General features: G+C 45.3%; 11 protein-coding genes and 1 pseudogene. All 12 read left to right on the plus strand.

Translation table 11 applies throughout. From position 1 onward, the window contains the following. The first annotated feature begins 151 nt into the window (after nucleotides 1-151). The 12 genes and pseudogenes from JQM82_RS11995 (at nucleotide 152) to JQM82_RS12050 (ending at nucleotide 11,627) form a co-directional block, all read left to right on the plus strand. Complete coding sequence (locus tag JQM82_RS11995) at nucleotides 152-463, plus strand: hypothetical protein (RefSeq protein WP_235250576.1); 312 nt, start codon at nucleotides 152-154, stop codon at nucleotides 461-463. A 40-nt stretch (nucleotides 464-503) separates the two neighbouring features. Beyond that, complete coding sequence (locus JQM82_RS12000) at nucleotides 504-758, plus strand: DUF4314 domain-containing protein (protein ID WP_081020986.1); 255 nt, start codon at nucleotides 504-506, stop codon at nucleotides 756-758. Between the two features lie 254 nt (nucleotides 759-1,012). Next, nucleotides 1,013-2,134, plus strand: coding sequence for a VirD4-like conjugal transfer protein, CD1115 family (locus tag JQM82_RS12005; RefSeq protein ID WP_331472901.1), 1,122 nt, complete (start codon nucleotides 1,013-1,015; stop codon nucleotides 2,132-2,134). Nucleotides 2,135-2,695: 561 nt separating this feature from the next. Continuing rightward, on the plus strand, nucleotides 2,696-4,513 hold the full coding sequence (locus JQM82_RS12010) for a reverse transcriptase/maturase family protein (protein WP_328284217.1): 1,818 nt from the start codon (nucleotides 2,696-2,698) through the stop codon (nucleotides 4,511-4,513). A gap of 107 nt (nucleotides 4,514-4,620) precedes the next feature. Beyond that, nucleotides 4,621-5,022 (plus strand): annotated as a pseudogene (locus JQM82_RS12015) (type IV secretory system conjugative DNA transfer family protein); the annotation flags it as partial. A gap of 87 nt (nucleotides 5,023-5,109) precedes the next feature. After that, on the plus strand, nucleotides 5,110-5,427 hold the full coding sequence (locus JQM82_RS12020) for a hypothetical protein (RefSeq protein ID WP_055155907.1): 318 nt from the start codon (nucleotides 5,110-5,112) through the stop codon (nucleotides 5,425-5,427). Nucleotides 5,428-5,513: 86 nt separating this feature from the next. Then, nucleotides 5,514-6,356, plus strand: a complete 843-nt coding sequence (locus tag JQM82_RS12025; protein ID WP_235250577.1) for a hypothetical protein — start codon at nucleotides 5,514-5,516, stop codon at nucleotides 6,354-6,356. 4 nt (nucleotides 6,357-6,360) lie between these two features. Beyond that, a complete protein-coding gene (locus JQM82_RS12030) occupies nucleotides 6,361-6,792 on the plus strand; it encodes a DUF4313 domain-containing protein (RefSeq protein ID WP_235250578.1) in 432 nt (143 codons plus the stop codon). A 3-nt stretch (nucleotides 6,793-6,795) separates the two neighbouring features. Beyond that, nucleotides 6,796-7,236: a PrgI family protein gene (locus JQM82_RS12035; protein ID WP_235250579.1), complete on the plus strand. Its 441-nt coding sequence runs from the start codon at nucleotides 6,796-6,798 to the stop codon at nucleotides 7,234-7,236. Next, nucleotides 7,223-9,559: a VirB4-like conjugal transfer ATPase, CD1110 family gene (locus JQM82_RS12040; protein ID WP_235250580.1), complete on the plus strand. Its 2,337-nt coding sequence runs from the start codon at nucleotides 7,223-7,225 to the stop codon at nucleotides 9,557-9,559. The genes JQM82_RS12035 and JQM82_RS12040 overlap by 14 nt, the downstream gene beginning before the upstream one ends. Beyond that, complete coding sequence (locus tag JQM82_RS12045; RefSeq protein ID WP_235250581.1) at nucleotides 9,559-9,906, plus strand: hypothetical protein; 348 nt, start codon at nucleotides 9,559-9,561, stop codon at nucleotides 9,904-9,906. The genes JQM82_RS12040 and JQM82_RS12045 overlap by 1 nt, the downstream gene beginning before the upstream one ends. A 29-nt stretch (nucleotides 9,907-9,935) precedes the next feature. Then, a complete protein-coding gene (locus tag JQM82_RS12050; protein WP_235250582.1) occupies nucleotides 9,936-11,627 on the plus strand; it encodes a lysozyme family protein in 1,692 nt (563 codons plus the stop codon). The last annotated feature ends 150 nt before the right edge of the window (nucleotides 11,628-11,777 follow it).

Raw genomic sequence — 11,777 nt, forward strand, 5'->3', positions numbered from 1 at the left:
TGGATTTTTGGTCGAAGACATTATACCAAAAAAGGGAGGTCAATGCTCTTTTTATTTGCAAACCTCCGATAAATCAAGGTTTTAAAGGATTTTAGAACAATAAAAACAGGTAGTTTTTGACACTACCTAACAAAAAAAGGAGGTCAGCCAGATGACAAAATACTATTTGAAGATGGATAACATTATGAAAAATATGTTCGTGGTGGCACTGAATGATGAGCTGCAGGCACAGAGTGAGCAGGACGAATGTTTGGAAGAAACGAAAGCTCTTCTGAAAAAAGTAAGTGAATACGACCTCGCCCAGAAACGGCTGCAGATTACAGCAGGGGAACAAAGGCAAATCCGTAAGGCACTGAACAGACTCAGAAGTAAATATCTTGCAGCCGGAAGATACAGTGACGGAATAGATAAAGTCATCCTTCAGGTCGCAAAACCGAATACCACCAGACACATGTTCTGGTAGAGAAAGGAGTGGTTGATTGGTCATTTATTCAAGAGAAAAAGTGGCAAGACTTAGAGAACAGTATCCGGCAGGAACAAGAATCTGTCTGGATTCGATGGACGGAGAAGCGGGTATGCCGCAGGGACTGGAAGGAACTGTGCAGTATGTGGATGATGCAGGCCAGCTCGGTATCAGTTGGGACAACGGCAGAAGTCTCTCACTGATACCGGGAGTGGATTCCTTTCATAAGAAAGAAGGACAGGGACATCCAGAAGAAAAGCCACGCAAGAAAAGAGAATCTGACTTGCAGAGATAAGTACAAAAAAACAGGACTGGGTTCTGTATCTTGTCTTTCTGCCATTTGTCTGGTGGGCGGCAGCGATTACCGCTTGTGCCATTACACCGGATAAGAATTTTATTCAAATCTTAGAAACGCTGAGCGAAAAACTCGAACAGCCGTTTTTTATCACGTATACACCGTATACGTTCAAATGTATTCTGATATTCACAGCAGCCTATTTCTTAGGCATTGGTATTTATGAATCCCAAAAAAGAAATTATAGAAGAGGCGTGGAACATGGTTCCGCAAAATGGGGCAATGTGTCCGAAATCTGCAGACGTTACTGCGAAAAACAGTACACCCAGAATCTGCTTCTGACACAGCATTTCCGCATGGGACTGGACGGCTATAAGCATAAACGAAATTTAAATGTGCTGGTAGTCGGAGGTTCCGGGGCAGGAAAGAGCCGGACCTATGCGATTCCGAACATCATGCAGTGCAACTGTTCGATGGTGATCACAGATCCGAAAGCGGAACTTCTGCGCAAAACAGGAGGTGTCCTGGAACGGAATGGATATGAAGTCCGGGTGTTCGACCTGATCAATCCGGAAACTTCCTGGTGCTATAATCCGTTTGCGTATGTCCGGGATGACAAGGATGTGCTGAAACTAATTAACAACCTGATCCGCAACACGACACCGAAAGGTGCACAAAGCTCGGACCCGTTCTGGGAGAAGTCCGAGACTGCACTTTTACAGGCACTTATGCTGTATTTACTGCATGAAGCTCCACCGGAAGAACAGAACTTCCCGATGATCATGGAAATGCTTGGAAGCGCACAGGTCAAAGAAGATGATGAGGATTACCAGTCACCATTGGACATTTTGTTTGAAAGACTGGAGATGCGGGACCCAGAGAGTATTGCGGTCAAGCAGTATGCCATTTATAAGCAGGCGGCCGGAAAGACTGCAAAGTCGATTTTAATCTCGGTTGGTGTCCGTCTGGCAGCTTTTAACCTGAAACAGATCGCCAACCTGACCTGTACGGACGAACTGGATTTATACAGTATCGGGGAGAAAAAAGTAGCACTGTTTTGCTGTATTCCGGATGCGGACACCAGTATGAATTATCTGGTCGGCATGATTTACAGTAATCTGTTTCAGACACTGTATTATGTGGCAGACCGGAAGTACGGAGGAAGGCTTCCGATTCCGGTACACTGCATTATGGATGAATGGCCAAACGTAGCCTTGCCGGATGACTTTGACAAGATACTGGCTACGATGCGTTCCAGAGGGATCTCCTGCAGTATCATCATCCAGAACATCGCACAGATGAAAGCGTTGTTCAAAGACTCCTATGAGAGCCTTATCGGTAACTGCGTGCGCCCAGAAGTCGCCAGCGCATTATAAATTCGGCGGCGTGGTATTTATGGAATACTGCCTTTAGCAAGCAGTAGGTGAAAGTATCAAGTGATGAAAAATCACAACCTATTATTCTACAACTTATCCGAGAGGGGAAACCCGAAGGGGAGTGTAGCATGTTGTCGCTCTTGTCAATAGACGAGAGCCTGAATGATAAAGTACTAATCCTGTGTATCTGAAAATTCAAGAATAAAAATTCGTGTATGAGGTATAAAGCTAAACTGCCTGAACGATAGCCAGAGTGGGGGAATCCGCACTCCGCATACGAAAAGGATTGAAACGTATGCTATTCCATGTTGGTTTCATTTCGCAGTTATGAAAGCAAGCGATACTCATGGAAGGACAACCGCAAGACAGCGGGTAAATGGCGAAAGTCGATGCCGACAACACGAAACGCTAATTCTATAAATACTAACTGGGGATGACCTAAACCCGGTAACGGGCATGGTCACACAGCTCCCATAGTAGTTCGAGACGTTAATGACGTTCACATGGCGAAGGGGAGCAGCTTATTTACTAATACGATATGAAAGGACGGTGCGAGAGGCATTGAGAAATCCAATCCAAGTATTAAGTAGTTTGACGGAAAAGTCAAAGAATGAATCTTACAGGTTTCAGAGATTATATCGGAATCTGTACAATCCAGAGTTCTACTGGCTTGCATATAAAAACATATATGCAAACACAGGCAGTATGACTGCCGGTGCAGATGGAACTACCATTGATGGCATGAGTGACGAAAGAATCCAAAGGATTATTGAATCCATGCGAGATAAAAGTTACCTGCCAAAACCTGCGCGCAGGGAATATATTGCTAAGAAAAACAGTAATAAAAAGCGCCCGTTGGGAATCCAGTCGGGCAATGACAAACTGGTGCAGGAAGTAGTGAAAATGATTTTAGAAAGCATTTATGAGCCTGTGTTTAAGAAAACATCTCATGGGTTCAGACCAAACAAAAGCTGTCAGACAGCATTATACCAGATTCAGAAAACCTTTACGGGAACGAACTGGTTTGTTGAGGGCGATATACACGCCTGCTTCGACAGTTTTAATCACCACACAATCATCAGATTGCTGAGAAAACGCATTGATGATGAAATGTTCCTACAACTTATCTGGAAATTCCTAAAAGCAGGATATATGGAGCAATGGACGTACAATCGGACATACAGCGGTGTACCGCAGGGGTCAGGTGTCAGTCCAGTACTTGCAAACGTGTATCTCCACGAATTAGATAAATTTATGGAAGAATACGCACAGAAATATAACCGAGGAAAGAAGAAACAAATGAACTCCGACTACAATAAAGTTGTCAAAAAGGCATCTTATTATAGATGTATGGGCAAAAAGAAGTGGGCGGATTTATCTCCAGAAGAACGCGGGGAACGCAATAAGCATTTGAAAATGCTTGAAAAGCAAGCACGACAACTAACTCCTACCGAACCTTTAGATGAGACGTATAAACGGATTCAGTACACCCGTTACGCTGATGATTTTATTATTGGAGTAATTGGGAGCAAAGCGGACGCAGAACAGATTAAAGCTGACGTCGGCAGATTCCTCAGGGAAGAACTGGATTTGGAAATGTCCGAAACCAAAACTAAGGTTACACACACAGGAGACAGAGCCAGATTTTTAGGCTATGACATTACGGTATCCAGAAGTCAGGATTTAAAGAAATCCGCAGGAGGGTACAAAATCAGGAGCAATGCAGGAGTGGTGAAATTACTTGTACCCAGAGAAAAATGGGTGGGAAAGTTATTGGAATATCATGCAATCAAAATCAAGATTAACGAAAACGGAAAAGAAAGATTTGTAGCCCTACACAGGGGAAAACTGGTAAATCAAAGCGATATAGAAATTCTGGCAAGATATAATGCGGAAGTACGTGGACTGTACAACTACTATGCCATAGCGAATGATTCCTTTAAAATAGGCAGATTTGCTAATCTTATGAAGTACAGTATGTACAAGACATTTGCCTGTAAGTACAAAACAAATGTTCACGAAATTAAGCGCAGATATTGTGTTGGAGGACTGTTTACAATCGCATACGATACCAAAGCAGGAAGGAAAACTACGACCTTTTACAGAGACGGGTTTAAGCGAAAAGAATCAGCTACAAAGTTTGACAATGTGAGTGAACTTCCGCAATTCTCAAAATACGCTAAAACCAATACTCTGAAACAGAGAGTGGAACGCCATACCTGTGAGCTTTGTGGAAAGGATTGCAGAAATCTGGAAATCCATCAGGTGAAGAAATTAAAAGATTTAAAGGGCAACGCGGAGTGGGTGCTCCTTATGCGCAAAAGGAGACGGAAAACTCTTGTGGTATGCCCCGAATGTCATAAACTGATTCATTCTTAATACCGCAAATATAATAAGCGGAAAGCCGTATACATCGAGAGGTGTACGTGCGGTTTGGGAGGGAGGGGATGCAAGTCCTGTAAAGGACAAGCTGAACCTTACCTCATGATGAATTTTTATATTTGGGTGGAAATGCAAAAGAAGGACATAAGTATGTCTCGGAATTATTGGGAAAAGAGACATTGGATACCAATACCTACGGACAGACAAAAGGGCGTAGCGGCAGCTATTCGGTGAATTATCAGCAGACAGGAAGGGAACTTTTAACACCGGATGAAATACGGCTTTTAGATAACCGCAAAGCGATTTTGTTTATTCGTGGGGAGCGTCCGATCATGGACGATAAATATGATTTAAAAAAGCATGTGAATTTCAGATACACAGAGGACGGTGGTGCATCGCCTTATGATTATGCGAAAACACCACTGGCTCACGACGACCTAAAGATTGACATTAACAGATTAGACGATTACGAACTGCTGTCTACCGAGGACATCCTTGGTGAATAGCAGTTTTTTGATGGATTGGAGTGATGTGTATTGAAGAAACTTCTCACAGGAGAAAAAAATAGAACAAAAAAGAATGCAACGGAAAAAATGACAACCCCGATGCCGATGGGGAGAAAGCAGAAGAAATGGATGGGGCTTTATATGACACTGGTTCTTATTGCAACCGTAGGGGCAACCACGGTGTTTGCAGCCGGAGATCCGCTGTCGGTGATCAATAACCTGTCTACATTCATCTTCTCACTGATCCGTGCCATCGGCTTGATCCTGCTTGGATTTGGAGTGGTGCAGGTAGGACTGTCCTTGAAAAGCCATGATCCAAGCCAGAGGGCAAATGGATTTCTGACACTGGCCGGAGGCGTGATCATTACGTTCGCCAAAGAGATCCTGGACCTGATCATGGCGTAAGCCTCTGAAAAAAGATAGAAGGAAACCGCAGGAGTGCCGGAAGGTGCTCCTGTATTCAAAACCATTTTCTAAGGAGGTGAGAATTTTTGAGTGATAACTGGATTGTACAGAATCTGAACTCGGCACTATCCACATGGAGTGAAAAGATGGCAGAACTGTGGACGCTGCTTACCGAAAATCCGGCAACTTTTAAAGGCGGCGGCATCTGGCGCATTATGACCAATATCAATGATGCACTGACAGCCATCGCTTATGGACTGCTGGTGCTGTTTTTCGCAGCCGGGATCATCAAAACCTGTGGGAGTTTTACGGATCTTAAGAAACCGGAACACGTATTAAAAGCATTTATCCGGTTTGCACTGGCGCAGGGGGCAATCACCTATGGGATGGAGCTGATGCAGGCGCTGTTTTCGATTGTGCAGGGAATTGTGACCACGGTAATGAGTGGTTCCGGCATGGCAGGAAGCGTGACCGAACTGCCAACAGAGATCGTAGATAAGATCGAAAGTGTGGGAATGCTGGAATCTATCCCGTTATGGATCGTGACACTGCTTGGCAGTCTGCTGATCACAGTACTGTCGTTTGTCATGATCCTGACGGTGTATGGCAGGATGTTCAAGATCTATATGTATACCGCAATCGCCCCGATCCCGATCTCCTCTTTTGCAGGAGAACCTACACAATCCATCGGAAAGAACTTTATCCGTTCTTATGTGGGTGTGTGTCTGGAAGGGGCGATCATTGCACTGGCATGTATCATCTATTCCGCCTATGCCGCAAGCCCTCCGGCAGTGGGGAGTACAGAGCTGAGTGCAGTTACAATCGTGTGGAACTATGTAGGGGAACTGGTATTTAATTTACTGGTTCTGGTCGGAGCAATCAAGGCATCTGACCGAATCGTAAGAGAAATGATGGGACTTGGAGGTTAAGAAGATGGATACAAATAAGACGTTAGGATACGACTGGGAATATGGACATGAGGAAGTAGCGATTCGAGTAAGCTCTTACAGGAATAATGGAAATTTATATGTAGGACTTTGCCACAGGAAAGAGGGAGAATGGGAAGATTTTGGAGATGTAACGATCAACCTGCCATTTTCCTTTTTAGAGCCAAATGAAGCATATATAACCGGAGACTTTACCAAAGATATGCTTCGTTTTATTAAGGCGCATAAGCTTGGCAAAGTATTAGATGAAACAGCAAAGTCTGGATATGGAACTTATCAGAAAGTGGCGTTTGATCTTGCAAGGCTTGCAGAATTTGATCCGGAGGGCGTTGCAGAACATTGCAAAATGATGGGAATCGAACTGCCAAAAGAGAAACCAAAGAAAGTGAAAAAGCAAAACAGAGGAAAGGAGCGATAAGTTATGGAAGTCAAGATGAATAAAGAAATCCGGGACTATCAGGAATCCATGTTTATGGGACTGGACCTGCGGCAATGCGTGTGTTCAGTTCTTGCCATCCTTACAGCAATCGGGATCTACTTTGGGATGCGTGACATTACCGGGCAGGAAGTCACCGGATGGCTGTGTGTGATCGGGGCGGCTCCGTTTGCTGCCTGTGGGTTCTTCAAATATCATGGGATGACGGCCGAGCAGTTTTTGTGGGCAGTGATCAAATCCGAACTTCTGTATCCGAAAAAACTGGTGTTTCAGTCGGAAGATCTCTATTATTCCTGTATGCAGGAGACCATCTCGCTGGGAGAAAAGAACCAAAAGGATGGGGCAGAAATCTTAAAAGAACGGGAGCGGAAAGCAGAAGCAAAACAGGGAAAGAAACAAAAGGGAAGGAGTGATGCCCTTGATTAAAACCTTAAGTCAGGCACTGCGGATGGACAAGGAACGGTTCAAAGTTCCAAGATCTGTTCAACAGGCGATTCCCATCCAGCGGATCTGGCCGGATGGAATCTTTCAACAGGGAACGAAGTTTTCGAAAACATTTCGTTTTACCGATATCAATTATTACATTGCGAGTAAAGACAATAAGACCGAGATGTTTCTGGATTATTCGGAACTCTTAAACTCGCTGGATTCCGGCATTTCTGCCAAGATCACCATTAATAACCGAAGAATCAATAAGGAAGAATTTGAAAAGTCGATCCTGCTTCCGATGAAGGGAGACGGACTGGACCATTACCGGGAAGAATACAACGAAATGCTCCTCTCCAAGATCACAGGAACGAATAACAGCATCTATCAGGAACGGTATCTGACCGTCAGTGTGCATAAAAAATCCATTGACGAAGCGAGGACCTACTTTGCACGTATCGGAACAGACATCGTGACACATCTGGCAAAGCTGTCCTCCACAGCAGAAGGACTGGACGCAGAAAGCCGGCTCCAGATCTTCCGGGACTTTTTCAAAGGAGATGTCCCACAGGCATTTCCTTTTGACCTGAAACAATTTGCCAAGAAGGGGACAAGCTTCAAAGACTGGATGTGTCCGGATTCGATGGAGTTTGAGCGGGACCATTTCCGAATCGGGGACAGGTACGGAAGGGTTCTGTATATGCAGGACTATGCCAGTTATGTGAAAGATGACATGATCTCGGAACTGTGTGACTTCAGCCGGAATCTGATGTTGTCCATCGACATCCTGCCAGTCCCTACAGATGAGGCGGTAAGGGAAATCCAGAACCGTCTGCTTGGGGTGGAAACAAATGTGACCAACTGGCAGAGAAGACAGAACGCAAACAATAACTTTTCAGCTATCGTCCCATACGATATGGAGCTGCAGAGGAAAGAAACGAAAGAAATGCTGGATGATCTGACAACCAGAGACCAAAGGATGATGTTTGGAATTCTGACGATGGTACATCTGGCAGACAGTAAAAAACAGCTGGATTCTGATACAGAACTGCTTCTGTCGGTGGCAAGAAAGCACCTGTGCCAGATGGCGACACTCAAGTGGCAGCAAGTGGACGGACTGAATACGGTGCTCCCGTATGGACTTCGTAAGATCAATGCCCTGCGGACACTGACAACCGAATCCACGGCTGTTTTGATCCCGTTCCATACGCAGGAAATCCTGCAGCCGGGCGGCATCTATTACGGGCAGAATGCAGTCAGTAAGAATCTGTTGGTAGCCGACCGGAAGAAACTGATGAATGGAAACAGTTTCCGATTAGGTGTCAGTGGTTCGGGAAAGAGTTTCTCGGCAAAAGAAGAGATCGTGCATCTGGCACTGGCTACGGATGATGATATCCTGATCCTTGATCCGGAGTCCGAATTTACAAAACTGGTAGAGGCTCTGGGCGGTCAGGTCGTAAAAGTATCTGCAACATCCGATAACCATCTGAATGCAATGGATATGGACGCAGCTTATGGAAATGAAAAGAACCCACTGATTGAAAAGTCGGAGTTCATCCTGTCTGTATTTGAACAGTTAGTCGGGGCAGGAAATCTGTCGGCAAAAGAAAAGTCCATCCTGGACCGCTGTGCTGCAGATGTGTACCGGGATTATATCCGAAGTGGTTATACCGGGGAAGTTCCGACATTAAAAGATATGTATCGGCAGTTGATGCTACAGCCGGAAGAAGAGGCAAGAGGGCTCGCACTTTCCTCCGAACTCTTTATCAATGGAAGTCTGAACACCTTTGCACAGCCGACCAATGTGAACAAGAAGAATCGGATCATGGATTATGATATCCGAGAACTGGGGGAACAGCTGATGCCGCTTGGAATGCTGGTTACCTTAGACAGCATTTTCAACAGGGTGATCCAGAACTGGAAAGAAGGGAAAACCACATGGATCTTTGCGGATGAGTTCTATCTGTTATTCCGCTATGAATACAGTGCAAATTTCTTCTACCGGCTTTATAAGAGAATCCGTAAATACAATGGATTCGTGACAGGGCTTACGCAAAATGTGGAGGAACTTCTGAAATCCGACACGGCAAGACTCATGCTTGCAAACAGTGAATTCCTGATCCTGCTGAATCAGGCAAGTACAGACCGGGAAGAACTGGCTGCCCTTTTGAACATCTCGGAGAACCAGCTGTCTTATATCACAAACGTGGCAGTCGGCAGTGGCCTGATCCGATGTTCCGGGAATATCGTTCCGTTTGAGAACACGTTTCCAAAGAATACAGAACTCTATAAACTAATGACAACAAAACCGGGAGAATCGTAATGAAAAAAGAAGAGATCACCATTACCTTTTACGCTGCAGAATGCGGCGAATTCCATGAAATGGGCGAATATACAAAATGTAACTCACTGGAAGAGGCATATAAAAAGTACAGGAAGTATTGTAAAACATCTGGCAATATGTGTCCGGCAATTGAATTTTCCATCCATGATCCAGACTCTTTTTTCTCGGATCTGGAATATCCGTTGCCACTATCTACGAAAGACAGGGAACTGTTGGAGCTTGTGCCATACTACAATGAGCATCCACTGGTAAATGAAGCCATCCGAAAAGTAGAACAGTTACAGAAACAGCAGGAAAAGAAGAAACATCGGGACACAGCCCGATGAGGTAAAAGATACGGAAAGAGGGTGACCGGATGAGAGATATCAAGGAACGGGTAAGGGATAAGAATCCGAAGATTCGAAATCCGGCTACCCGGCTTCCGAAAGAACTGGTTCGTCAGACAGTACTGGAAGCGAAAGAAAAGCCAAGGGAACTACAGGGAAAAACTGGCAGCCAATCAGAATCCCTGACACAGTATGGTGCTGAAAAAATAGAATCCGTACAGTACAGGGCGGCGAGTGTGGCAGGAAAAACGGTAGGGAAAACGACATATCAAGGTGGGAAAAAGCTTGCCGGGGTAACCTACCGGAAGATAAAAGAAAGAAAAAGCAGACAGGAAGAAGCAAAAGCCACTGAAGATGCACTGAGGCAGGGTGCAGAAACCGGAAAGACATTAATTAAGGTGAAACCGGAACAGGCAGCAATTGCCAAGGAGAACAGTAAACGACAGGTAAAAGCAGCACCGAAAGTGGTAAAAGTATCCGGGCTGTCTCAGGAGAAAATAAAAACACAGGCACCCATGCAGAAATGGCAGGTAGAAAAAGGTGCGCAGGCGATGCAGAAAGCAAGAGCAGTCCAGATGGCAAGAAAATCCGCAGTAGCATCAGCAGAAAGCGGAGAAGCAGTCCTTCAGACGACCGGAAAAGGGGCGAAGCTTTCTATGCAGGGGATTACAGCAGCCATACAAAAAGCAACAGCCGCTCTGGGAGAAAAGGGAAAATGGTTTGCCGCAGGAGGGATGGCATTTCTCGTAGTATTTATCCTGATCGCTGGAATCATTGCCGGGGCAGCGTTTAGCAGTGGTTCGGAAAGTTCTGAATCCTTAAGTGAGGAAGTGCTTGCGTATACTTCCGTCATCCAGCGGTATGCCTCCCAGTACGGTATCCCGGAATATGTATCTGCGATTCAGGCTATCATGATGCAGGAATCCGGGGGAAGGGGGACAGATCCGATGCAGTGTTCGGAGAGTCCATACAATACCAGATTCCCTCACAGTCCCGGTTCTATTACAGAGCCGGAGTATTCCATCGAAGTGGGAGTCAGGACATTCGCAGACTGTATCAGTCAGGCAGGATGCAGCACCCCACAAGATCTGGACAGGCTGAAACTTGCATGGCAGGGATATAACTATGGAAATGGATACATAGGATGGGCATTGCAAAGAGGCGGTTATACAGAAGCCAATGCCCTGCAGTTTTCACAGCAACAGGCAGCGTCGCATGGATGGAGCAGTTACGGAGATCCCCAATACGTTCCCCATGTGATGCGGTATTATTCCGGTGGCAGCCTGTTTTCTGGTTTGTTTGGAAATCAGCAGATCGTATCGGTTGCAATGGGGCAGCTTGGAAACAGTGGCGGTCAGAAGTTCTGGAGCTGGTATGGATTTGACAGCCGGGTAGAATGGTGTGCCTGTTTTGTGAGCTGGTGTGCGGACCAAAGCGGTCTGATAGCAAGTGGGAATGTTCCAAAGTTCTCATTGTGCAGTGATGGTGTTACCTGGTTTCAGGGAAAGAACAAATGGCAGAGCGGTGGAACAGCCCCATCAGCCGGAATGATTATTTTCTTCGATTGGGATCACGATGGAACATCGGACCACGTAGGAATTGTAGAAAAGTGCGAAGGTGGACGAGTGTACACAATAGAAGGAAACTCCAGCGACCAAGTACGGCAGAGAAACTATTTAGTAGATTATGGATCTATTATGGGGTATGGGAGGAGTTGGTAAAAAATTGTATGATTGTTAGTGTATTGTTATTGACCTCTTAAAATAGCGTAATAATGATTAGCTTGCGTGTCTCTGGATTGTTCTGTATACTGTCATCAGTTTACAGAAAGAAAAAAGTCTCAGAGCACCTTCCCTGGAAAGTCGTGTACT

Origin of the sequence: Faecalicatena contorta (genome assembly GCF_021531995.1) — a bacterium.
Classification (GTDB): domain Bacteria; phylum Bacillota; class Clostridia; order Lachnospirales; family Lachnospiraceae; genus Dorea_A; species Dorea_A contorta_A.

Coding starts and splice junctions, on each gene's coding strand:
- JQM82_RS11995 (WP_235250576.1), top strand. CDS start 152: ATGACAAAATACTATTTGAAGATGGATAACATTATGAAAAATATGTTC.
- JQM82_RS12020 (WP_055155907.1), top strand. CDS start 5,110: ATGACAACCCCGATGCCGATGGGGAGAAAGCAGAAGAAATGGATGGGG.
- JQM82_RS12030 (WP_235250578.1), top strand. CDS start 6,361: ATGGATACAAATAAGACGTTAGGATACGACTGGGAATATGGACATGAG.
- JQM82_RS12035 (WP_235250579.1), top strand. CDS start 6,796: ATGGAAGTCAAGATGAATAAAGAAATCCGGGACTATCAGGAATCCATG.
- JQM82_RS12040 (WP_235250580.1), top strand. CDS start 7,223: ATGCCCTTGATTAAAACCTTAAGTCAGGCACTGCGGATGGACAAGGAA.
- JQM82_RS12045 (WP_235250581.1), top strand. CDS start 9,559: ATGAAAAAAGAAGAGATCACCATTACCTTTTACGCTGCAGAATGCGGC.
- JQM82_RS12050 (WP_235250582.1), top strand. CDS start 9,936: ATGAGAGATATCAAGGAACGGGTAAGGGATAAGAATCCGAAGATTCGA.